Origin of the sequence: Psychrobacter sp. DWR1-2-3, assembly GCF_049896465.1 — a bacterium.
GTDB lineage: Bacteria > Pseudomonadota > Gammaproteobacteria > Pseudomonadales > Moraxellaceae > Psychrobacter > Psychrobacter maritimus.
Genome location: NZ_JAFCUJ010000007.1, coordinates 13,894 through 36,704 on the forward strand (window position 1 = coordinate 13,894; position 22,811 = coordinate 36,704).

Consider the following 22,811-nt stretch of genomic DNA (forward strand, 5'->3'; position numbering starts at 1 on the left):
TCTTTGCTTACATTCTGATATTACTGCTGTTTTTAATCATATTGCTCATCGGTTTTGACAATGCTAATAAAATCAGCGCGGTCACTACCAAGAACATGGTCATAATAGAGAATAAATCCGGCAAGCCTTCGATTTTATCAGCGGTGACATGGCTACCAAAGAAGGCGGCGACCAAGTTACCCATCGCAATAGAAGCAAAAAACAGCCCCATGATTTGACCTTGCATACCCTCAGGTGCCAAGCGTGTCATTGACGACATACCAACAGGGCTTAGCGCCAGCTCACCTAGCGTCAGTAAAAACAAACTGCCAACCAACCACAGTGGTGATGCCAAAGCACCGGGAGCGACCAAGATACTTTTTGATGCCATAATCATCAGCCCAAAACCTGCAGCGGCTAACAACATACCAAGCGCAAATTTTACCATGCTATTAGGCTCAAGACCTTTAGCACCGAGCTTCACCCACAAAATACTGATAATGGGCGCTAATAATAAGATAAATAACGGATTGAGCGACTGAAACCAAATACTTGGGATATGAAAACCCATGACTTCTAAATCCGTATAACGGTCAGCAAATAAGTTAAACGAGGTTGGCTGCTGATCAAAGCTTGACCAAAACAAGGTTGAACCAATAATCAATAACAGACAGACCAGTAAGCGTTTTTTATCAGAGGAGCTCAACCGTGATGACATAAACATCACCGCAAAATATAGCAGCACCACAGCTGCGATGGTATAGGTCATATACTCTGCGACCAATATCGGATTAAATGGCATCAAACCGGTGCTAATGAGCACAATCAATACCACAAAAATAGCCGCAACGCCTAATACCCAGCGCCCTATATTTTGAAAGCGGTCATTTGCATGCTCCCAATCAGCGGTGATGTTTTTGGCACGCGCATAACGATTTAATGTCTTTCTGGCTGAAAAACGGTAAATCAGTAACGAAGCCAGCATACCAATACCACCGACGCCAAAGCCTGCATGCCACATGCCTTTTTCTCTAAACACCCCAACAATCAGCGCTGCCAATAGCGCACCGATATTGATGCCCATATAAAACAGCGTAAATCCTGCGTCACGGCGATTGTCCGTTTCGGGATATAACGCCCCAACCATGACCGTAATACAGGTCTTAAACAATCCTGACCCAATGACAATAAACATCAAACCGACAAAGAATAGCACCATGCCAAACATGGCTGACAACGCAATACATAAATGCCCAAGCGCAATAATGATACTGCCCCACCACAGCGCCCGCTCCTGACCAAGCCAGTTATCCGCCAACCAGCCGCCCGGTACTGCCGCCAAATATAATGAACCGGCGAAAATACCATAGATGGCAGAAGCCGTTGCTTCATCAAAACCGAAACCACCACTGCCAACCGTCGCCACCATAAAGAGTACTAATAATGGACGAATACTATAATAAGAAAAACGCTCCCACATCTCGGTGAAAAATAACGAGCTTAAGGGTTTAGGATGCCCCATAAAGCCATTATCTAATGCTTCTAATTCAGCAGCACTAGCGTTCGATTGTGAGTCTGTGCTCATAAATCTATTCCTTTAAAAACCACTGTAATGATGACCAAACTTCTAATTATTCTGCTAGGCGGTCACATAGGCGCATTATTGTTTCACTTGCCTAGAACCAAGTAAAGAAAAAAAGGTTTAATAATTACACAAACACTCACAAAAAAACCCGCCCTCAATTCGCTAAGGGCGGGTTTTTTGTGAGCTGTACAAATAAAACAATCGCCATGACCGTTTTAATTAATCAATACCATTAATCAATATCATAGACATTAGAAGCAATATTATAAGAGATAGGGCTATGACAAACTCTATTGCTAGGTTTAGAAATTGCTAGGTCTAAAAATTGAATCAGCAGCTATCTGAATAAAAATCACTCTGCTGTCGCAGCTTTTTCAGTCGTGCCAGCATCCAAATCAGCATCGGCTTGCTCGGCTGTCACGTCAGCATCAGCAACCGCTGCTTGATTAACAGTGCCTTCAGCCGTGGCTGTACCAGCTTCAGCGCTAACCACAGCACTGTCCGCATCGGTAGCTGGCGTTGCGTTAGCATCCGCTGCAGTATCGCTCGTTGCTGCTGCATCAGTCTCTGCTGCTGGCGCAGCCGCTGTTTCAGCAGTCGCAGCTTCTTCCGGAGCAGCAGTTGCTTCTGCTTCCTCGGCGGCTGACGCTTCAATGGTCTCAGGAGTGATATGCTCACCCGCTGGACGCAAGAAACCAGAAATGCCAATCAATAAGACGATACCTAAAAATAAGGCAACACCGCCTAAAGCATATAGGAATTCTTTCTTGGGGTTGTTATTAACGATATCTTCTGACATACCTTATCCACCTTGCACAGAATATTTAAAATATTGGGCTATTATATCGCAATTTATACTGATTTGTGAAAACCCTTAACTATTTAAAGGTTTTATTCATAAAAAAAGTGAAATCCGCTCTATATTGGCATGCTTAACGTATCAAATTACTAAATGGCAACCTAGGCAACCAAACGCGTCCGCGGGGTCGCACGCTTGCCAAGATAGCTTAATAATAATAGAAGCGCAATAATGATTAAGATAGGATAATTACCAAAGCTCATAAACGGCGTATTACCAACACGGGCTTGAATATCACCGCGTAATACCGTGCGCTCAAACTGCGGGGCGCGCTCAACGATGCGACCTTTGTGGTCGATAATAGCGGTAACCCCCGTATTGGTCGCGCGCATAAACCAGCGACCATTTTCTAACGCGCGCATTTGTACCATTTGCAGATGTTGCAGTGGACCTGCTGAAGTGCCAAACCATGCATCGTTTGAAATGGTCAATAAAAAGTCAGTGTTGATGGCGTTTTTACGGGTGGTATCAGGATAAGCAACCTCGTAGCATACCGCCGCGCCCAAGTTATGTCCACGAACCCGCAGCGGCGATTGATTGTCACTACCGCGACTGTAGCTTAAAATCTCTTGGCTACCCGCCAGATTAGGCAGAATATCTAACATGCCTTCAAACGGAATATATTCGCCAAATGGTACTAAGCGCTGTTTTTTATAAAGCCCTTCTGCTTCCGCGCCTAACGCAATCACACTATTATAAAACGGTGGATATTTGTCAGTTTTGGCATCAAAAGCCGCTTCATCTTTATAAGGAATGCCGGTCACCCAAGTGGTATTGGTTTCTTTGGCCATTTTTACCATTTCGGTGATAAAACCAACCGCATCAGTCTGAAACATCGGAATCGACGATTCGGGCCATAAAACAATGTCACGCCCCCACTCGGTACGCGTCAAATTTGCATAGATTTTTAGCGTTTCTATCTGATATTCAGTCAGCCATTTTAAATCTTGCGGGATATTGCCTTGGATTAATGACACCGATAAATCAGGCGTGCCTTTTGGCTTCGTCCACTGTGGATTTATCAACCATAATGCGCAGCTTACCACCAACAACGCGCTGGCAGGAATCATATAACCGCCGCGACGACGTAACAGCTCGACCAAACTTGCCGCCAATAATACCGCCACAAAGGAGACAGCAAACACGCCAGCAACGGGCGCTAATGACGATAGCCAATATTGCTCAGTAAAGGCATAACCGACAAATAACCACGGGAAACCCGTAAATAGCCAGGTTTTCATCCACTCTTGTAGTACCCAAAGCGCCGCAAATGATAACGGTTGCTTGCCGACCACCCGATTAAAAACCAACGCCAAAAAGCCATGGAATAATCCCATGCCCAAACCCATTAGCGCAATCATAATCAGCGCCAGCCAGACGGGCGTATCGCCATAAACATGGATAGAGGTATAGAGCCAAAATGCTCCCACACACCAAAGTCCCGTGCCATAAGCCTGACCAATGACAAATGCTCGCTTGCCGCTCATCTGTGGCATCAGTAACGCGTATAAAATAGCAGGTGATACCAAGGCGACTGGCCAAAAGCCATACGGCGCGAGCGCAAAGATAAACACTGCCCCTGCCAGCAACGCAATCAATATAGTCAGCACCATAGGTAAGCCCTTTGGCTTATCGGGGTTCAGGCGTTTTTGCAAATCAACAGTAGACAGACGCATAGCAGTTATCCAAAACCTTATTATTCAGTAATTTAAAACTTATCAAACTTAAATATTAACTTTGAGGGATTCAATCAGTGGCGCATTCAGCGCTTACTTGATAGCCCTCTATATAACGATAAAGACATTACTCAAAAATCAAACCTGCCCATGATACCAGTCTGTACCACTCAATGGGTAAATTTGCGTTGCAAAATATCGGTTTTAAAAGCGAAAAAAAACACGACCGCAATCGTGTTTTTTATAGCTATAAAGACATCAAATGATAACGTTACTGATAAACTTGCTAGGCCGTTATGAAAAGCTTAATAATAAAAAGCTCAGTCATAAAGACTCAGTCATAAAAAGCTGAATAATAAATTAATGGCTACCTATCAGTATTTGCTGGTCAGCATTGATCTTAGTGAGTTCTAAATTCTGAATAAAGCGCCCTTCGACATCGGTAATGGTGATTTGCCACTCATCGATAACCACGCTTTCACCCTCCAAATCACCAACGTAACCAAGCGCCTGCATGACCAAGCCGCCCATGGTATCGACATCGGTATCATCGAAGTGGCTACCTAGCTCATCATTACAGTCTTCAATCACCGTCGACGCTTGCACGCGCCAGGTATTTGGCTTTTCAGGGTCGGCGACGATATTATTGATATCACTGTCTTCATCGAAATCATCATGCTCATCGACGATATCACCAACGATTTCCTCGAGTAAGTCTTCCATGGTTACCACACCGCCGAAGTTACCAAACTCATCGACGACAATCGCCATATGCACTTGGGTACGCTGCAATGAGCGTAACAAAGTATCAGAACGCGCGGTTTCACTGATATAGAGTGGCTGACGGACAAGGTCTCTAAGACGTTTGCTGTCGATTTTGTCTTCTTGGTCGCGCACCATATGCACGAGGATAGGAATCAAATCTTTTGCCAATAAAATACCGATAACAGCGTCGTCGTCTTGGCTATCAAATACCGGATAGCGCGAGTGCGTGGTCTCAAGAATGATGTCCATTACTTCAGCAAGACTGGTACTTTCATGCAGCCCAACCACTTGCGGGCGCGGGGTCATAATTTCGCGAACTTGGGTCGCAGGTAGGTCGAGCACGCCTTCTAGCATATCGACGGTATCAGGCTCTAAGAATTGACGTGAGTCCTGTACCAAACGAATCAGTTCATCACGGGTTTCGGGGGCGGTCGATAGCCAGCGTTTTAAGCCGCGCATCGACCAACTACTCGGGCTGGGAGTGTCGTCAGACATGGTGGTGTGATTTAACCTCTTTAGTTAATAGAATGAGTTAATAGCAATTGTGAATGTCATGTAAAATCATAAAAAATGTAGATGGGGATTAAAGTAATAAATAAAACCGGCCATTTATCATTAGATGATTAAATAATAAATATAAATAGACCAGCTTAATGTGTTTCACTTTATCGCAAGGCTTGCTGACATTCAACGACAAATTCACTCAAATTGTATTGTCAGTGTGTTATAAACTTTGCTATGGTCAAAGCCTTTATTTATCAATAACAAACACTATGTCCCTACGCGCGTTTTTCTCTCGCCTGCTCACGCCCCTCTCAAATAGCCATCGCTTAGAGAGTGGCGCCGCTCATGGTCGCCAGCAAAAGCGGACATGGCGCTATTACCTTGTACAGTTTTTTATCATTACTACCTTACTGCTATCTGCTATTTGGCTATTGATGGCGCTTTGGTATCAGTTTGGAATGCGCGCGCTTATCACGTGGCTGGCAACTATCGTGATTGTCGGCGTACTGATAGCCTTGCTTAGTAGCCGTTATTGGCCAAAAACCGCTAAGCAACTGAATAACCAGCAAGCGACTAGTCAATCAATTATTAACGCAAAAACAAGCAAAAATAAAAAATCAGCAAGCAAATGGCTAATGGGTTTATATGCCGCTATTTGGTTTGTCGGTCTTGGCTGGTTTCTATCTATTGAGCCAAAGCAAGATCGCGATTGGATGCCTGAAGTCAGTGAGCGAGTCACGTATGAGCGTGATACTAATAATCCTGATTTGATTACTTTCACCAATGTACGTAACTTTGATTGGCATACGGATCAGGAAGCGACCGAACATTGGGACACGCGCACCATTGATATGTCTAAATTATCTGGCGTCGATGTCACCAACTCCTATTGGATGGGACCGCTGATTGCTCATACCTTGGTCAGTTTCCGCTTCGAAAATGATAGACCGCTTGCCTTCTCATTTGAGATTCGTAAAGAAAATGGTGAATCGTTTTCGGCATTGGCAGGGTTTTTTAGACGTTTTGAATTAAGCCTGATTGCCGCAGAGGAGCGCGATATTATTTACACGCGTACCAATGCGCGTGGCGAGCAAGTTTATCTGTTTCCGGTCAGCAATCTACAACAGCATGAGGTCAAGTCATTATTTGAATCTTACTTAACCGCCGCCGATGAACTGAATGCCAAGCCGGCTTGGTATAACACCTTGATTAGCAACTGTACCAATATTATTTTTTATATGGCGCGTATTGTCAGTGGTGACCGTCTGCCATGGGATTACCGGATTTGGGTATCTGGTTGGCTGCCAAACTATTTATACGACGTCGGCATGCTCGACGCCAATCCTGAAAAAGACGGCCAGCCTTGGTCAATGGATACTTGGTACGAGCGTACCCATATCAACGCCAAGGTTCGCGGCTTTGATAATCGAGCAGGAAATAGCGCTACAAATAGCCGTAAATTCTCTGAGCAGATTCGGCAAGGTATCCCTATGCCGCTATTAGCTGATTCGCAAACGGATGCGGAAGCAAGTGCTAAATTGGCGGCTGATGCTAAGGATTAACCCAATTTACCACCCGCGTTTCCATCTCTTCATCAGACATACCAATCTCGGAAACACAGCGCCCTGCTACGCCAACATTGGCAGCGCGCATTTGCTGCTGGGTTGCCACCGCATTTTGGGTTAATAACAAATGCCAACTTGGCAAACCTTGTCCTTTATACAAGCGTTTATAAGCGCAGTGCGACGGTAGCCACATCATCTGTGGCAAATTCTCCATGGTCAGCTGAATACAATCGGGCACATGTTCTTGGCGCGTGTCATAGTGCTGACAATAGCCCGTCGCACAATCCATCAGCTGGCAAGTCACATCGGTATATTCGACCATTTCTGCTTCATGACTATTGTCATCGTCGCTGACGTGCTCATCGTCGATATATTTGATGAGACAGCAACTGCCGCAGCCATCACACAAGGCTTCCCATTCGCTATGGTTTAATTCTGACAGCGCAAAACGTGACCAAAACTGCGGACGCAATGTTTCAGTCGATTTATTGTCGCTGCTAGTATTGCTAGCAGGAAATAGGCTTACAATTGGCTTTAGCCCTGAGTTTATTTCTGTATTTGAATCAGCTTTGTTCTGCGAGGCTGAATCAGAATCTAAGTTGGCAGCAGATTGATTTAACAAGTTGATAGTCATAGCGTTGTAGTCGATTTTTTATAAAGAGACATTTTGATAAAGAGCGTTACAGTATTATAGCTGTTTTTGCTCAACTTGGGCGTTAAGGTAGTACGAGTAAGCAAAAGGATTGCGCTAGCATACGCATTATTCATATTTATAGAACAACACTCATAACATAAAAAAGGACAATAATATGTCAATTAAGACCTTTGAATTAATCAGTACCACTGAAAATAACGTCCAACTGATCAGCTATGTGGCGCTGCCAGAATCGGCCTCAGATGATAATCCGGTAGCTGGGATTTTGGTCGCGCCAGAATGGTGGGGCGTGGTCGATCACCCAAAATCGGTGGTTGAGCGTTTGGCAGAAGCAGGTTATGCTGCCGTGGCGATGGACGTTTACGGTGAAGGCAAACTGACCACTGATGCGGCCATGGCAAACATGTGGATGACACAAGTACTTGAAGATCAAGACATGCTGATGGATCGCTGTCGTTTAATCCTCAATGATTTTGGTGACCAATTGGCCGTTAATCGCGATAACTTAGCAGCGATAGGCTATTGCTTTGGCGGTAAAGTCGTCCTCGATATGGCGCGTGAAGGCATGCCATTAAAAGCTGTCGCCACCTTCCATGGCAACCCATCAGCAAAACAGCCAGCCGACAAGAACTTTAAAGCTAAAGTATTGGTCGCTCATGGTCGTGATGATTCAATGGTATCCATGGAGGCGATAGAAGGTCTAAAATCTGAGTTAGATGCTGCCGATGTCGATTACACTATCGATGTCTATGATAACGCCAAACACGGATTTACCAATCCACATGCTGATGAACGCGCTGCCAAAAATGGCGTCGACCTTGGCTATAATGAAGCCGCGGCTAAGCAAAGCTGGGAGAATATGCTTGAGTTTATGAAAACCAACTTGGCATAAATCTCTGCAAAAAACGCCTATAATAGGTAGTTAAAAAAGGGTCGCTTATCTATTAAGCGGCCCTTTTTATTTGTCTGATCGATTTTATGTTTATGACTTATCTTGTACTTCTGATTAAATCGCGTCATTATCACTTTATTATCAAGTGGATTGAGTGACGAGGATGCTATATCTATTAATGAGCCCGTTGGGTTGGCTGGCTTTTATTGTTCTATTAATTGTGGTTGTGGTGCTATATAGCAAGATAAATCGGCAAATTGAGCAGTTGCGCCATGATATGACGGCGCTACAAGCTGAGCTTGAGCAGCTTGCAGATAGCGTGAATACAGCAAAGCCCTCGCACTCGGCGTATATACATCCTACTCAAGAGAGCCGGTCTGAATCAGTAGATTCATTAACACAGTCAGCAGCAGAACTGGCTACCTCCGCTGTTCTCATTCCCGATGCTACTTTTATTCCTAATGTCGAATCTACAAAAAATCAGCATTTAGAAACAACACCTCCAGAGCTGCCGATATTATCAAAGTCACCACAATCGCCCTCACCGCCACAATCGAAAATCCCACAAAACACCACCGCAACCATAGAGCCGGACGAACGCTCATTGCCTATCGTCACCTCCATTATTCACTCTATGCAAAATTGGTTTTTTGGCGGTAATTTAGTAGTGCGCGTTGGGGTATTGGTATTGCTCGTCGGCGTGGTGTTATTGCTGAGATTATTAAGCGATTATATTGAAATTCCGATTACCGTGAAGCTTATTAGCATTGGTATTATTGGCTTAGGGCTCGCAGCGCTGGGATTAAAATTAGCAAAAAACCGTTTTGCTTATGGTATTACCCTGCAAGGGGCAGGTTTAGCGATTGCTTATTTAACCACCTTTTTTGCCTATAGCGCCTATCACGTGCTCTCAAGTGTGCCGAGCTTTATTGGACTTGGTATATTATCAGCCATCACCATTGGCTTAGCCGTACGCCAAAACGCCTTACCGTTGGCACTCCTAGCCCTATCTGGCGGATTTTTTGCGCCGATATTGACCAGTAGTGATATCGGTAATTTAGTGGTTTTATTCAGTTATTATCTATTATTGAACGTTACCATTGCTATCATCGCTCACTACCGCACTTGGAAAATGCTCAATCTGCTCGGCGTGATGGTCACCTTTGGACTGGCTTATTATTGGGGTGTGACTGAAAGCTTAAGTGCTGTTATTGAGGCGCAGCGCTGGTCATTGGTATTACTGGTCGCGCTGCATATACTGCTATATTTATTTGTCGTCATTCGCTACGCGCAACAAATTATCGCTTATAACACGCTTAATGAAGCAGGTTTCGCTGATACAGATGCTGTAGATACTTTTAATAGTGTAAACAACGTCAACCACATGGATAAGGTTCATCTAGGAAACAATAGCTATGTATTTCCTATTGATACCGGTTTACTGTTTTCCGTACCGATACTAGCCTTTGGTTTATTTGCTGCGCTGTTAGACGCTGTTCCTAACGCGTTAACCATTACCAGTGCTGTTTTAGCAGTGATTTATTTGGGCATTGGCTGGGTGTTTGTGCAGCGTAGTCAGCGTTATGCCTTAATCACCGAGGGTATGCTGGCGTTAGGGTTTGGCTTTTTAGCGTTGGTCATCCCACTGGCATTCGATGCTGAATGGATTGCCTTTGGCTGGTCGGTACAAGGGCTGGCGCTGGTATGGTTTGGACGGCGTTCACTACGCGCATGGTCAGTATTGTTTGGATTGTTATTGCAGCTGCTCAGTATCGCCATGCTGATGATAAATGTGGTCTTTACGATCAAAGATTATCCAACGCTGGCATTGACGATTTCAGCTCTTAGCTATCTAGCAACGATGTTTATTTTACGCACCAGCAATTCGCCTGCCGTTTTAGACGATACTGAAAACCTTCCTGCACAGCAAAATGCGACTACAGATTCAATGTCTGTAATGTCTGACGCAACAGCCACCGTCGCTCAATCGCTGGGTATCAGTAACCAAGCCGCTCAGCAATGGCTTACCAGTATCAATAGCCAAAGTATGGCGTTTAACCTGATGTGGCGCAGTCCGATTTTGAGTCGCTGTTTGACCTTTACCGCAATGGTTTGGCTGCTGTATGTATTGGTCATCGATTTTGACCAATGGCTTACCAGCTGGCAATTAGCAACGACGGCACTGCTAGGATTAGCCACCTTAACCAGCCTAGTTATTTATCAGGCAATCAATCACTATCATTCGTGGCGCGAGATTAGGCAGTTTAGCCATGGTTTATTGCTGCTATTTTATGCCATGTTACTGTTTCAACTGCCGCAAAAATATGAATTTGATTATCAATGGACAACCTTTCATTGGCCGATATTTATTACCTTACTCATAGGTTGGTTGGTCGTTGGGCAACTATGGTTAAATTCATGGCATAAAGAAGCGGAATTAAAAAGTTTTGATAGCGCGAGCTGGCTTGGCGCTGGCATCATCATATTGGCAGAAGCCATGCATTATGGCTTGCCCGATTCAAAAGGCGTCATGGCTATTTTAGTGCCGATTGCGCTGATGTTGGCAGGCTTGTGGTGGACACAACGTCATGCCATGGCTCAATATAATGATAAGCAATCAAAAGCAGCTAATTCAGCGCTTGTACCTTATTGGTTTGATTGGCATCAGGCGCTGTTAGACAGTGCCAAAATATTTGTGCCTATTGCTTTAGGCTGGGCTATTTTTACCAACTTTAATTACGATGGCGTCATTTGGCAGCTACCATATTTCCCCCTATTTAACTTATATGATGTGACGTTATGGCTGGTGGTTTTTTACAGCTTGGGCGTTTATTTGCTCCGTCAGCCACATGGCATGAAATCGAGAAACCTATTAAGCGCCATTCCTAAAAACGATATGCTATTAATTATCTTAGCGCTGATTGGCCTTTGGATAGGTTCTAGTATGTTGGTTAGGACGCTGCATGCATTTATCGGCACGCCGTTATGGACTGGCGGTTTATACGACGTTACAGGGGGTGCTTGGAATAGCGAGCAGGTACAGACGGGGCTAACCATTTTATGGACGCTCATTGCTTTGGTCGCCACTATTATTGCTAGCCACTATGGACAGCGAACACTATGGTTTATGGGCATTGGACTGTTGGGCGTTGTCGTGCTAAAACTGGTAATTGTCGATTTATCACAGACCGAGGCAATTTGGCGGGTGATTTCCTTCCTTGGCGCGGGTAGCTTAATTTTAGTCATTGGTTATTTAGCACCATTACCACCAGCGCGCGAGGATTTAACAGACGAGTCTGCATGATAGTCTGCTATGAGCGTTAAATGAAATTATAACGTGATAACTTGATAACGTTGGGTGATAGCGCTGGTTGTGTAGTAAACTGGACGCCATTAAAGAGTAAGCAAAGAGTGTCTTACTTTTAGCATTTTTTATAAAAGGTTATAAAAGCAGATGGATAAGAGAGCAAGTATTCAGTGGTTCCCTGGGCATATGAACAAGGCCCGTAACGAAATCAAAGAAATCATGCCGCAGATGGACGTCGTCATTGAAGTGATTGACGCGCGTATTCCTTATAGTAGCGAAAACCCCATGGTCGCGGCATTACGCGGCGAAAAACCGGTCATCAAAATTTTAAATAAAGCCGACCTCGCTGATCCGGAATTGACCAAAGCGTGGATGGAATATCTTGAGCAACAAGATGGCGTTAAAGCCATCGCTTGCGACAATAATAAAGCCGATGACGTCAAGCGTATCATCGCGATATGCAAATCCCTCGTGCCCAATAAAGTCGGTACGGGTCGCCAAATCAAAGCCATGATTATGGGTATTCCAAACGTCGGTAAATCGACCTTGATTAATACCTTAGCTGGACGCGCCGTGGCAAGAACCGGCGACGAGCCTGCCGTCACTAAGTCGCAGCAGCTGATTAAGCTTGACGATGACATCATGCTCTATGATACCCCCGGTATGCTATGGCCAAAGGTCGAAAACGAAAATTCTGGCTATCGCTTGGCTGCAACCGGCGGTATTCGTGATACGGCTTTTGACTTCGCCGATGTGGCCAGTTATACCGCTGAGTATTTGCTGACAGCCTATCCTGAGCTGCTAAAAAGCCGCTATAAAATTGAAGCGCTCCCCAAGACTGATTGGGAGTTTTTTGAAGTGGCGGGACGCAATCGCGGCTGTGTCCGCGCGGGCAATCAAGTCGATACTTACCGCATGTCTGAGATTCTGATTAACGAGTTACGTAGTGGCAAGCTTGGCGATATTACGCTCGAGACGCCTGCCATGACAGAAGCTGAAGAGCTGGTCGTCGCCGAACAACGCATCGCTGCAGAAGAGAAAAGAATCGCTAAAGAAGAAGAAAAGCGCTTACGTCGTTTAAAAACGCGGAAGAATCGGAAGTAGGTAGAATATTCTCTATAAGTATATTTGAAGTTCGTAGGGTGCGCCTAGCGCACCTGCTATATTTTATTATTTACCTTTAACTTATCTGCAGATTTACTCAAACTTTACTTGGCAAACAAGACGGTCAATTATAATTTCATCTTCTGACATTGAAAACGAAGCTCACCCGCTGTTGTCTTGTATCAATCGTATTACACCCCATAAACGTTCTTAATCTCAAATTCATATATCCCTGTTCAATTTACAAGGAATACTCTTGCCTACTCAATTTTCTCAATCATCAACCTCTCTCAACTCCCTCGCCCCACGCCTTCTCGACTGGTTTGCAATTAATGGACGCCACGATTTACCTTGGCAACAGCACCAAACTGACACGCCCAATCCTTATATCGTTTGGCTATCAGAAGTAATGCTACAGCAAACGCAAGTAACGACAGTGCTGCCCTACTTTGCCCGTTTTATGGATAGCTTTCCGACGGTGCAAGATTTAGCAGCTGCAGAATGGGATATGGTGGCGGAGCATTGGGCAGGGCTTGGCTACTATGCGCGCGCGCGTAATTTACATAAAGGCGCGAAGCAATTGGTCGAAGTAATTAATGAGACGGGCGACTTTCCGCAAACCTTAGCCGGTTGGGAGGCGATATCTGGCGTTGGCCCATCGACCGCTGGGGCGATTATGGCGATGGGGCTACATCGTTATGGTGTCATCTGTGACGGTAATGTCAAACGCGTCCTGACACGCTGGGCAGCAATTGATGGCGATATCACTAAATCTGCCACCACTAAAGAGCTGTGGGCATTGGCAGAACGTCTAACGCCTAGAGAGAACTCAGGATTATTTGCGCAAGCGATGATGGATATGGGCGCAACTTTATGCACCCGTAGCAAACCTGCTTGTCTGTTGTGCCCACTACAAGATGATTGCTTAGCGCACGCGCAAGGTCGCGAAACAGATTATCCGGTCAAAGCAAAAAAGCAGCCCAAACCCAGTAAGTTTAGCAATGCCTTACTGATTAAAGATGCAGATGGCAATATCTTATGGCTACAGCGTCCCGATAACGGCATTTGGGGCGGGTTGTGGAGTTTGCCGCTAGAATTTGTAGAAAAGATTAGCGGCAAAGCTGCTGTTAAAAATACTGGCAAGAATATAGATAAGAAAATAAAAGAAGCGACTGTTGAGCAATCTTTAGAAGTGGCTAGTAATGAAAAAGTATACGAAACAGAATTTACCACCGCTGAGCAAATTATCAATGAATGGCTGATAAAGAATAATTTAGCAGCAGCACCAATGAATAAAACCTTACTTGATGACGCGCCTATTAAACACTCATTAACCCATTTTCATTGGTATTTAACGCCGCAATCAGTGACTTTAAATGGCGAGCAAACGGTTGATTTAACCAAAGCATTACAAGCAGCAGAGATTAATATGAATTGGTTAAATGCTGATGCTGCGCAGGCGACACTAGGATTGCCGCGCGCGATGGTTAAGATTTTAGAATAATGAGTGAATGCAACTAAATAACATTCATAAAAAAAAGCGACTCACAATAAATCATGAGTCGCTTTTTTAATTTATAAAGCACTAAAAACTTAAGACTTCGGCACTCGTAAGCGCATCAAGCCTTCTTGTTGTACCGTTGCTACCAATCGACCATCTTGCCAAAACTGCCCATGGTTCAGACCCATGGCATTGGATGTGGTATCACTCCACATGTCGTATAGCAGCCAATTATTTAAGTCAAACTCACGATGAAAATGCATCGAGTGGTCGATACTCGCCGCTTGCAAACCACTGGTCATAAAGCTTACACCGTGCGACATCAGCCCCGTACCTACTAGATAGAAGTCGGATGAAAATGCCAATAGTGCTTGCTGAATTGCTATGGGTTGATTGCCCAATTCACGAATACGCAGCCAGTTTGCTTGCTTGGGTTTCATCGGTTCTGGATGAATTGGGTCACGCGGTTTGACCGGTTTAATCTCGACGTGACGACGACGCATAAAGCGCGCTTTAAGCGCATCGGGGACTTTACCGACGTACTCTTCTTTTAAATCCTGCTCGGCAAGCAAATCCTCTGGCGGCGGATAAACGGGCATATCTTCTTGATATTCTAAACCCTCTTCCATCGGTGAAAACGACGCAATCATCGAAAATATCACTTGCTCAACAGGCGCTTTGCCGCGCACTTCTTTATATTGAATCGCCGTTACTTCGCGCGCAGACAGGCTGCGGCCATCACGCAGGCGGCGAACTTTATAAATGACTGGCTGATTGATATCACCACCGCGCAAAAAATAGCCGTGCAGTGAATGACAAGGTTTGTCTTTATCCAGTGTATGCGCCGCTGCCATAATCGCTTGCGCCAGCACTTGCCCACCAAAAATACGACTGCCAACATAGTCGTGGCTTTTACCTTCAAAAACATCAGGGCTGACTTCAATAAGCGCGACAGTAGCCAGCAGCTCATCTATCAGTTGCGGATAATCAGACATGACGATACGTTTCCTTATTTTTATCAATAACGCCAAGCTTCTCGGTATAAGCACCTAACGATATTGATATCGATACCATATGCTTAAGCCAATACGGCGTTTTAATTTAAAATAATATGAAATGGCTTGCAGTAAACTACAAGATAACGCTTAGGATGAGCAATAAATAACCAATAAAACGATTGCTAAGAACTCATTATAAAGCGAAAAGCCAATCATCTTAACGAATATTAACGGCTTTGACTAGGCAGTTACCGTGCAATGTTAAGCATAAAACAACTATCTAGGATAGTGTTAATAAATAAAAAACGAGATGCTTATTGCCATCTCGTTTTTATATTTGCCAAATTTATGGTTTCACTGCCACGAGCACACGGATAGAGTCTGGTACTAAAGACAGATTACCCAATGCTTGCTCGCCTTGGGCTTTTAATTGCTCTAAGCGCTCAATCTCTTCTGGGCGGACGTTAGGATTGATGGTTTGCAAATGCTTTAGGCGTTTGATTTCACGTGACCACTGCTGGCTAAAACGCGCACTGGCTTGCTCGCCAATCTCCGCTAACTGCTGGCGGGCAATGTCTTCAGCTTCATAATAGCGCTGCTCAATCACATCGCCGCGTACTTTTATCACTTGGCGGGCGCGGTTTTTATCCAAACGTTCAATATGCGGCATAATCATATCGGCGCTGATACGCGCGGATAAATCACTGCCCTGCTCACTGATAAAGACACGGATATTTTGTGTGGTTAAAGTCGCAGGTAAATTGAGCAATCTTGGCGCAATGGCTTCGACGCGGAAATTTATCTCGAGCAGCACCATACCTTGCGGGACGGCAGCGCTCTTTAGCATCGCAACGGTGGTATTACCAAAGGTGCTGGTACTTGCCAGCTCATAAATCGCGCGCATCAATGGATGCTCGTGAGTGATAAATTCGATATCTTCACGCTGCAGCGCTTGCTCACGCTCAAAGGTCAAGGTCATGCCATCTTCATCGCCAAGTGGCAGACCGTCGATATAGTCACTAATCTCAGTGCTATCAATCGGTGCAATCACCCATGAACCATCACGCTGAATATTGTGATCGATATTGGCGGAAGCAAAAAAGCGCTCGATAAATTGCGGCAATAGATTATGCCCATCAAAATCACGCATGGCATCAGCAATACGCCCAGCAACACGCGGACGGCATGAGTTGTACTCTAAAAGACGATCGCGACCGGCTTGCAACTGCGCCTCAAGATCCAAACGCGTTTGTAGCGCCGCATCAATGATATCTTGCAAAGTGGTGCGGTTAGCGTCGTTATCCGCGCCTTCAAGCATCGGCTTTAGGTCTTGGATATACTGCTCTTGCACGCTTTGGGCGGTCGGTGAAATCTGATTGAACATATTTAGCGCGTCGTTATACCACAGATATAGACGCTCTTGCGCCGTACCTTGTACATAAGGGACGTGCAGCATAATTTGCTGCGTTTGTCCGATACGGTCTAGGCGACCGATACGCTGCTCTAAGGTATCTGGGTTGGCAGGCAGGTCCCACAATATCAGCTGGCTTGCAAACTGGAAGTTACGACCTTCTGAACCAATCTCCGAGCACAATAATATCTGTGCGCCTTCACTATCAGCAAAAAACGCCGCCGCTTGGTCACGCTCAAGCAAGGTCATCTGCTCAGTAAAAATGGCGGTTTTAATACCGGCATGCAGACGTAAGACGGCTTCTAAGCTTTCAACCGTCGCCCCACTACGGGCAATCAGCAATACTTTTTTATGCTTAAGCTCACCCTTTAAGATATCAATCAACCACGGCACACGTGGGTCATCTTCTAACCAGCTACCGTCAGGTTGGTTTTCTTCGCCCCATAGCTGCTCGCGCAATTTACCCTTGGTTTGATAGCTATCGACCCATGCTTCAGGTAGCGGCAATGGATACGGCTGGCTGCTACGACCATAAAAGCCTTTGACGCTTTCACGGGTATTACGGAATAAAATACGCCCCGTACCATGACGGTCAAGGAGTTCATTGAGCGCATAAGTACGCAGTTTTTCGTCGTCATTAATGTTTGCTAATTCATCGATACTAATAGTAAGTAAGCTGCTTAACGCCGCAATTTGACCATCACTTAACGGCTTATCTTCGATTAAGACACTCGCAACCGCTGCGGTTTCAGCAAAGGCTTCTTGACCATCGATAAATTCATCCAAATCATCAAAACGATCGGGGTCTAATAAACGCAGACGGGCAAAGTGACTTTGCGCGCCAAGTTGCTCAGGCGTCGCGGTTAATAGCATCACACCCGGTGTTTCTTCAGCAAAGTCGGCAATCAAGTCATATTTATCATTGCCGCCTTGCGCTTCATCCCAATGCAGGTGATGCGCTTCATCGACGACCAATAAATCAAAACCGGCTTCCATCGCTTGGTCATACAAGTCAGGATGGTCGAGCAATAAATCCATGCCTGCAATGATACATTGCTCAGTAGCAAAGACGTTTTGCTCAGGGTCGTGTTCTTTAATCGCTGCCGTACGTACTAAATCAAATAAGGCAAAATTTAGATTAAAACGGCGGCGCAGTTCAATCATCCATTGATATTGCAAACTGTCTGGTACGAGGATTAATACACGCTCAGCTTTGCCAGTCAATAGCTGCTGATGAATAATTAAACCTGCTTCAATGGTTTTACCCAAACCGACTTCGTCAGCAAGCAAGACACGCGGCGCGATACGCTTACCAACTTCATGGGCGATATAAAGCTGATGCTCAATAATATCGACGCGCGCGCCCATTAAACCTTTAAGCGGATGACCTGCTAGCGCCGATTGCATACGCAAGATATCTTGACGCAGCTCATACCAATCGCCACGTTCAATACGACCAGCAAGCAGGCGCTCAAGCGGCTTAGCAAGCGTGATATTGGCCGCCAAACGGGTTTCCATAATGCCTTTTTCATGCTCATCGACACTGTATTTGAGCACACCCATCACTTCTTCGACCGCGGTTACGGTATAGGTTTTACCGGCTTGGTCAGAAATGCTATCGCCTTCTTTGAACACCACGCGCGATAACGGCGCAGAGTTTTTTGCATAGACGCGGGTCTCTTCACTTTGTGGAAATAAGATATGTACACAGCGGTCATCAACATCGATGACCACCCCCAAGCCAAGCTCAGACTCCGTATCAGATAAATAACGTTGACCAACGGCAAATTCGGTGCTGTGCAATGAAGCGATAGAGATAGTCATAAGGCGATGTCTTTTGTACTCAGATGATAAGAAAATAGATAGTTAATGAGGCAAGCTACGTTTACTGGCCAAGCTAGCATTACTGGCTCGATAGCTCAATGTCATTAATAAGCTGCTGGTCATTGGCGATATCAGCAACGCCCAACTTAAAAGCTAGGTCGATTGATAAAACAGACCATTATATAACGTTAGCGCCTAGATGAGTGCGTTAAGTTGACTTTTCAAGAGCAGATTTTGCCAAGATTGCCGCAAAGCCAAGCATAAGTTGGTCTTATAAAACAACAAGATAACGACTCGCAAGTAAACAAAAAATATTGCCATCATATAATTGTTGCTGTATTGTTAAAAAATGCAATAAGTTATTTGTTTATGCGGCTAATTTGGCTAAGTGTTTCTGATTAATCATCTCTGGATAAGTGTCTCTGGCTAAATATCTTTGACTAGATACCTTTGACTGAATCTTTACAGTATTTAGCTGAGCCATATTGAAATGACTGTCTGCGTTGTCTAAGTTTACCAAGTACCTATTATCTATCATCTATATTTAAGCATTAACGGTTTCTAATCCCACTTTTATAGATTCATAGTCGTTATAGATGCTGTCTAAACGCTATAGAGATAGTAGTGCTTATTATAGTCCATTTAGTTATCACTTATAATATTATACATAATTATATTTTATGAGAGTGATGATAACTTTGAGTGTCATATCGCATTAATCCCATTAATCATCTTCTTTGTGCTTCTTATCATCCAAGGACAAACCCCATCATGAGTGCCTCCAAAAAAGTTGGCTTTTTTAACCAAGTCAGTACCCAAGTGACGACCATTCTATTTATCGCTTTTGCGGTCGTACTGGCGGTCGTCGTCTATGTTGTTGATAAAGAAGGCTATGAGAAAATTCGCCTTGAGTCAGCAAAACTGGTCGCCGAGCGTGGTAATACAGCGGTCAATAGTATCTCAGCCGATATCAATCGGGTGATGCGTAGTGCCCTACTACTGCAACAAAGCGCGCAAACGCTGCCGCCACAAGAAGCGATTTTACAAGCCAGTACCGCCAATGCCTTTGATAAGCGTGATTATAACTTATTAGGTAGTGGCGGCATTTGGCCTGAAAAAGGCGCACTTGGTGTCAATGCTGCAACCCATCCGTTTTTGATGGTACGTCAAAACGGCGATTATCAAGCGGTACTCAGCGATCCAAATCCTGCCAATCCTTATTATCAAGAAGACTGGTTTAGCGTTTTAAAATTGCTCAAACCTGAAAGCTGTATCTGGAACCACGTACGCGCCAGCCAAACCAAAGGTGAGCTGGCAATGAGCTGCGGTGTTGCTATCGAGCGTGACAATCAGTTCTGGGGTGCCAGTACGGTTAACTTTACCCTAAACCAGCTACAAGAAAACATCGTGAAGCTAAGCGAAAGCTCGGGCTCAGGTTATATTCTATTGCTGGATAACAGTGACAAAGTTATCGCCTCGTCTAACCCTGAGCGCTTAAGCTATATTGATGAAAAAACCGGTACGCCGCTTGATATCAAACAAGTTATCAACTCTGACCCTGCTTGGAATCCGGTATTAAACTTCTTGGAAGCTCAGCGTAACGAGACTATCGAGCGCGTTGCAGCTAGCGTATCGCCGCAAGTACAGCAAGTATTGAATACGATTGATAAAGCAGAAACAGGTGATTCCAAAGGTTATTATTTGGTCAACTATGCCGCTTATCTAAATAATAGCGAAAACAAGCAAAACGCCATGGATAGTCGCTTATTGCAGAGCTTTGAGCTGACTAAAGACAACTTCTACAACGGCAGTCAAGCGTATGTGTTTGAGATTCCTGAGACTTATTGGAAACTTATCGTTGTCCAACCTGACGCTGAAATTAACGCTATCGCCGATAATCTCAGTGAAAACTTGATTAACTGGATTGCCTTGGCGCTATTAATCACAGCGGGTGTGATTTACTTTATGTTGACTTTCTTAGCCTTTAAACCGCTAAAAGAAACCACGGATAAAATCTCGCAAGCAGAAAAGCTGATTAACGACAAGCAATACAATAAGCTGAGTGAGGTTAAATTCGCTGAAGGTCGCAACGAGATTGGACTGGTAAATGGCTCTATTAATGACCTACTAGACCGTATCCAATCTAACGAAGGTAAGCTTGCCAATATCAATCAGCAGCTAGAGATTAAAGTCGAAGAACGTACCGCTGAGCTGCAAGATACGCTAAAAGAGCTGAAAAACTCACAGCTGCAATTGATTCGTTCAGAAAAAATGGCGACGTTAGGTCAAATGGTTGCTGGTGTTGCTCATGAAGTAAATACACCATTATCTTATGTGCAAAACAATCTTGAGATTATCGGTCAGCTAACTGAGCAATACGAAGAGCTGATTGAACTGGTACAAGGGTTAAAAGGCGTTAAAACTGATGCCGCTGCTGATGGCAAAATTGATAAGCTATTGGCAGATATCGTCCGTGCTTCTGATGAAATCCAAGAAGATGATTTGTCCGCTGAGCTAAAAGAGCTGATTAAAGATTCGTTATTTGGCGTTGAGCAAATCACCGAGATGGTCCTAAATCTGCGTAACTTTGCCCGTCTTGATGAATCAAAAGTGAAAACCATCGATGTGCGCGAATGTATCGAAGCGTCATTGAAAATCGCTGGTAACTCTATCAGACATCAAGAAATTGTCACTGATTTTGCCCCGACGCCTGAGATTAAATGCTCGCCGTCACAGATTAACCAAGTCTTGGTGAACTTGCTCAATAACGCCGCGCAAGCCATGGGAGAAAAACCGGATGGCAAAATCGAAGTGCGGACGCGCTCTGATGACAGCAATGTCTATATCGATGTCAGCGACAACGGCAAAGGTATGAGCACAGAGATTCTCAATCAAATCTTTGAGCCGTTCTTTACCACTAAGGGCGCAGGCGAAGGTACTGGACTTGGTATGGCCATCAGTCAGCAGATTATGGAGCAGCATAATGGCGACATTAAAGCGGTCTCAACCGAAGGCGTTGGCACCACCTTTACCTTAACGCTACCGATTGATAATGATTTAACGGAACAAAGCCTAGCAGCGTAATCGCTAGGTTCTGTCTTATTTTAATTGCTATTTTAATGATTATATAAAGCTATAGCACTATTATTCATCATAAGGATACCATCATGAATGAATTGGAAATGGAAACCCCTAGCACGGAGTTAGGGTCTGAAGCGAAGCCGAAGTTGGCGTTCATTGACGATGAACAACGTATTTTACGTTCGATGAAACTGCTGTTTCGTAAAACGCATGACGTTTTTATCACCACTGACCCGACTGAGTATATTGACTATATCAAAAACAACCACGTACACGTGGCGGTCAGTGACCAGCGTATGCCTGAGCGCGTTGGTGTCGATATCTTGCGCGAAGTCAAAGAAGTATCGCCGTCTACCATGCGGATTTTATTGACCGGTTATGCCGATTTAAACGCCATTATCGGCTCTATTAACGATGGAGAGATTTATCGTTATTTGACCAAACCTTGTAAATCTGAAGAGCTGCTTGCCGTCGTCGGTCGCGCCACCGAAATCGCTTTGACCTATAACCCAGACGAAGACGCTGAGCAATTTGACAGCTCCGGCAACAAGCAAACGCTATTGGTCATCGATGAAACCAACGATCTGATTGAGCAAATACGTAAGCAGTTTTCGAACAGTTATAGAGTCCTGCATGCTAAAGGCTTAGAAGAGGCTTATGATTATTTGGCGAATGAAGATATTGGTGTTTGTATTACCGACATCAATGTCAGTGGCGAGAACATCGCGCCGATTATCTTTACCTTAAAACAAGATGCGCCGCACTTGGTGGTTTTAGTACAAACTGAATTCCAAGATGCAGGTTTGCTCATTGATTTGATTAATAAAGGTCAGGTCTATCGCTGCTTACCAAAACCAATGCGCGCCAGCTTACTTGAGATTAGCGTCAACCGTGCATTCCAGCATCATACAAAACTGAAAGCCAGCCCTGAATTGGTGAAGCGCTATGAAGTCGAGCACGACCCTGAAAACGACGTGCGTATTGATTTAAGCAGTCGCGTACGTAGTCTGATTGGTAAATTGCGTAAGCGTTTCTCTTTATAAGCGTAAAAACAATATAAGCACAAAAACTCTTGTCGCAAAAACTCTTGTCGCAAAAAATAAAA

General features: G+C 44.6%; 14 protein-coding genes. 7 read left to right on the top strand and 7 right to left on the bottom strand.

What is annotated here, in order from left to right; translation table 11 throughout:
• Positions 1–7 precede the first annotated feature (7 nt).
• The 4 genes from ACP7AA_RS11185 to ACP7AA_RS11200 all read right to left on the bottom strand — a co-directional run bounded on the left by ACP7AA_RS11185 (position 8) and on the right by ACP7AA_RS11200 (position 5,359).
• The gene (locus ACP7AA_RS11185) at positions 8–1,564 is read right to left on the bottom strand and encodes a peptide MFS transporter (RefSeq protein WP_201565152.1); all 1,557 of its coding nucleotides are present in this window, start codon (positions 1,562–1,564) and stop codon (positions 8–10) included.
• Positions 1,565–1,916: 352 nt separating this feature from the next.
• On the bottom strand, positions 1,917–2,363 hold the full coding sequence (locus tag ACP7AA_RS11190; RefSeq protein ID WP_201565151.1) for a hypothetical protein: 447 nt from the start codon (positions 2,361–2,363) through the stop codon (positions 1,917–1,919).
• Between the two features lie 161 nt (positions 2,364–2,524).
• On the bottom strand, positions 2,525–4,099 hold the full coding sequence (lnt, locus tag ACP7AA_RS11195) for an apolipoprotein N-acyltransferase (RefSeq protein WP_426223605.1): 1,575 nt from the start codon (positions 4,097–4,099) through the stop codon (positions 2,525–2,527).
• A 360-nt stretch (positions 4,100–4,459) separates the two neighbouring features.
• Entirely contained in the window at positions 4,460–5,359 is a 900-nt protein-coding gene (locus tag ACP7AA_RS11200; protein ID WP_183621385.1) for a CBS domain-containing protein, read from the bottom strand.
• Positions 5,360–5,637: 278 nt separating this feature from the next.
• Between ACP7AA_RS11200 and ACP7AA_RS11205 the strand changes: the two genes are divergently transcribed.
• The gene (locus tag ACP7AA_RS11205) at positions 5,638–6,930 is read left to right on the top strand and encodes a DUF4105 domain-containing protein (RefSeq protein ID WP_426223606.1); all 1,293 of its coding nucleotides are present in this window, start codon (positions 5,638–5,640) and stop codon (positions 6,928–6,930) included.
• Here the strand turns inward: ACP7AA_RS11205 and ACP7AA_RS11210 are convergent.
• Positions 6,920–7,462: a YcgN family cysteine cluster protein gene (locus ACP7AA_RS11210; RefSeq protein WP_426223651.1), complete on the bottom strand. Its 543-nt coding sequence runs from the start codon at positions 7,460–7,462 to the stop codon at positions 6,920–6,922. The genes ACP7AA_RS11205 and ACP7AA_RS11210 overlap by 11 nt on opposite strands.
• A 280-nt stretch (positions 7,463–7,742) precedes the next feature.
• Here ACP7AA_RS11210 and ACP7AA_RS11215 point away from each other — a divergent pair, with 280 nt between their 5' ends.
• From ACP7AA_RS11215 to mutY, 4 genes are all read left to right on the top strand, one after another.
• Positions 7,743–8,480 carry a dienelactone hydrolase family protein gene (locus ACP7AA_RS11215; RefSeq protein ID WP_426223607.1) on the top strand — a complete coding sequence of 246 codons (738 nt, stop codon included), beginning with the start codon at positions 7,743–7,745 and terminating at the stop codon, positions 8,478–8,480.
• 163 nt (positions 8,481–8,643) lie between these two features.
• A complete protein-coding gene (locus ACP7AA_RS11220; protein WP_426223608.1) occupies positions 8,644–11,784 on the top strand; it encodes a DUF2339 domain-containing protein in 3,141 nt (1,046 codons plus the stop codon).
• A 150-nt stretch (positions 11,785–11,934) separates the two neighbouring features.
• Entirely contained in the window at positions 11,935–12,891 is a 957-nt protein-coding gene (ylqF, locus tag ACP7AA_RS11225) for a ribosome biogenesis GTPase YlqF (protein WP_426223609.1), read from the top strand.
• Between the two features lie 256 nt (positions 12,892–13,147).
• Entirely contained in the window at positions 13,148–14,395 is a 1,248-nt protein-coding gene (gene mutY, locus ACP7AA_RS11230; RefSeq protein ID WP_426223610.1) for an A/G-specific adenine glycosylase, read from the top strand.
• Between the two features lie 89 nt (positions 14,396–14,484).
• Here the strand turns inward: mutY and ACP7AA_RS11235 are convergent, their stop codons facing one another.
• A complete protein-coding gene (locus tag ACP7AA_RS11235) occupies positions 14,485–15,387 on the bottom strand; it encodes an acyl-CoA thioesterase (protein WP_201565142.1) in 903 nt (300 codons plus the stop codon).
• Positions 15,388–15,736: 349 nt separating this feature from the next.
• Complete coding sequence (gene rapA / locus ACP7AA_RS11240; RefSeq protein WP_426223611.1) at positions 15,737–18,625, bottom strand: RNA polymerase-associated protein RapA; 2,889 nt, start codon at positions 18,623–18,625, stop codon at positions 15,737–15,739.
• Positions 18,626–19,396: 771 nt separating this feature from the next.
• Between rapA and ACP7AA_RS11245 the strand changes: the two genes are divergently transcribed.
• Together ACP7AA_RS11245 and ACP7AA_RS11250 are read left to right on the top strand one after the other, a co-directional pair.
• Positions 19,397–21,709: an ATP-binding protein gene (locus tag ACP7AA_RS11245; RefSeq protein WP_413500929.1), complete on the top strand. Its 2,313-nt coding sequence runs from the start codon at positions 19,397–19,399 to the stop codon at positions 21,707–21,709.
• Positions 21,710–21,792: 83 nt separating this feature from the next.
• Positions 21,793–22,749 (top strand): response regulator, encoded by a 957-nt coding sequence (locus ACP7AA_RS11250; protein ID WP_183620982.1) that lies wholly within the window; start codon positions 21,793–21,795, stop codon positions 22,747–22,749.
• Positions 22,750–22,811: the final 62 nt, after the last annotated feature.

Coding starts and splice junctions, on each gene's coding strand:
- ACP7AA_RS11185 (WP_201565152.1), bottom strand. CDS start 1,564: ATGAGCACAGACTCACAATCGAACGCTAGTGCTGCTGAATTAGAAGCA.
- ACP7AA_RS11190 (WP_201565151.1), bottom strand. CDS start 2,363: ATGTCAGAAGATATCGTTAATAACAACCCCAAGAAAGAATTCCTATAT.
- lnt (WP_426223605.1), bottom strand. CDS start 4,099: ATGCGTCTGTCTACTGTTGATTTGCAAAAACGCCTGAACCCCGATAAG.
- ACP7AA_RS11200 (WP_183621385.1), bottom strand. CDS start 5,359: ATGTCTGACGACACTCCCAGCCCGAGTAGTTGGTCGATGCGCGGCTTA.
- ACP7AA_RS11205 (WP_426223606.1), top strand. CDS start 5,638: ATGTCCCTACGCGCGTTTTTCTCTCGCCTGCTCACGCCCCTCTCAAAT.
- ACP7AA_RS11215 (WP_426223607.1), top strand. CDS start 7,743: ATGTCAATTAAGACCTTTGAATTAATCAGTACCACTGAAAATAACGTC.
- ACP7AA_RS11220 (WP_426223608.1), top strand. CDS start 8,644: ATGCTATATCTATTAATGAGCCCGTTGGGTTGGCTGGCTTTTATTGTT.
- ylqF (WP_426223609.1), top strand. CDS start 11,935: ATGGATAAGAGAGCAAGTATTCAGTGGTTCCCTGGGCATATGAACAAG.
- ACP7AA_RS11235 (WP_201565142.1), bottom strand. CDS start 15,387: ATGTCTGATTATCCGCAACTGATAGATGAGCTGCTGGCTACTGTCGCG.
- rapA (WP_426223611.1), bottom strand. CDS start 18,625: ATGACTATCTCTATCGCTTCATTGCACAGCACCGAATTTGCCGTTGGT.
- ACP7AA_RS11245 (WP_413500929.1), top strand. CDS start 19,397: ATGAGTGCCTCCAAAAAAGTTGGCTTTTTTAACCAAGTCAGTACCCAA.
- ACP7AA_RS11250 (WP_183620982.1), top strand. CDS start 21,793: ATGAATGAATTGGAAATGGAAACCCCTAGCACGGAGTTAGGGTCTGAA.